We start from the raw sequence: 973 nt of genomic DNA, 5'->3' as shown, positions 1-973 counted from the left end.
ACCTGCGCACGGCCCCCGAGACCGTGATCGCGCGCTGCCTGCGCGGCACCCTGCGCACGGAGATCGACCTCTCAGGACCCGACGAGCATCCCGAGCAGCGCGAGGACCGGGAGCGGGACGCGCGGGGTCAGGTGACGGAGATCGCCGCCGGGGTGATGGCCGGGCTATCCACGGCGCCGACGCCCTTCCTCGGCGCGCTGCGCGCCGCCGTGACGCTGCGTGCAATCACGCTGGGGGCGGCCCCCGCGGCCGAACGGCTGGTCTTCATGGCGGCCGAGCATGCCTTGCGCGGCGGGGCGGGGCGCACCCGGGAGGACCGGTCCCCGGGCCCGGTGGCGACCCTGGCGCGGATCGAGGCGGGCTGGATCTTCCTGCCCTCGGCCGCCCTCACCCGGAACGGCTTCCGAAGCTGGCAGCCCGGCCGGCCGGTGGGCCTGCACGACCTCGTGGAGGGGCTGACCGGAGAGCTGGACCGGGCGATCGGCGGGCTCGCGCCGCTGCGCCGGTGGCGCGAGGGCGTCCGGCAGGCGGCCGGGGCCCGCACGAAGCGCTCACGCCTGCGCGACGTCGTCGACCTCGTGATCCGCGAGCCGATCCTGACCACGCCGCACCTGCGCGACATGCTGGAACTGTCGGAGCGGGCGGCCTTCACCCTGATGGACGAGGCCGCCGCCGCCGGGATCGTGCGGCTGGTGACGCCCCGGCGCAGCTGGCGCGTCTGGGCGCGGCCCGACATGGCCGAGCGGCTCGCCGCGCGGACGCGGGCCGACCGGCCGGCGCGGGGCAGGGCGGGGGCGCCGGAGGTCGGGATCGCAGAGGCGCCGGTGCTCGGGGCCGGCCCGGAGCGGGCCGCGCCGCCGGATCCGGAGGCGCGGGCGCAGGCGGCCGCGCGCGAGGCCGAGGCGCTCGAGAAGCTCGACGCGGCGATGGCCAGGGCGGACGAGATCCTCAGGAAGTACGCGCGGAGCGGGGA

General features: G+C 78.1%; 1 protein-coding gene. It reads left to right on the top strand.

All coding sequences use genetic code 11. The features are described from left to right. Nucleotides 1–973 (top strand): hypothetical protein (locus DR046_RS23910; RefSeq protein WP_167767274.1); only part of this gene is annotated, 973 nt, incomplete at both ends.

Source organism: Jannaschia formosa, from assembly GCF_003340555.1.
Lineage (GTDB): Bacteria > Pseudomonadota > Alphaproteobacteria > Rhodobacterales > Rhodobacteraceae > Jannaschia > Jannaschia formosa.
Note: the sequence above shows the minus strand (reverse complement) of the source record. Positions and strands in the feature narration are given on the sequence as shown.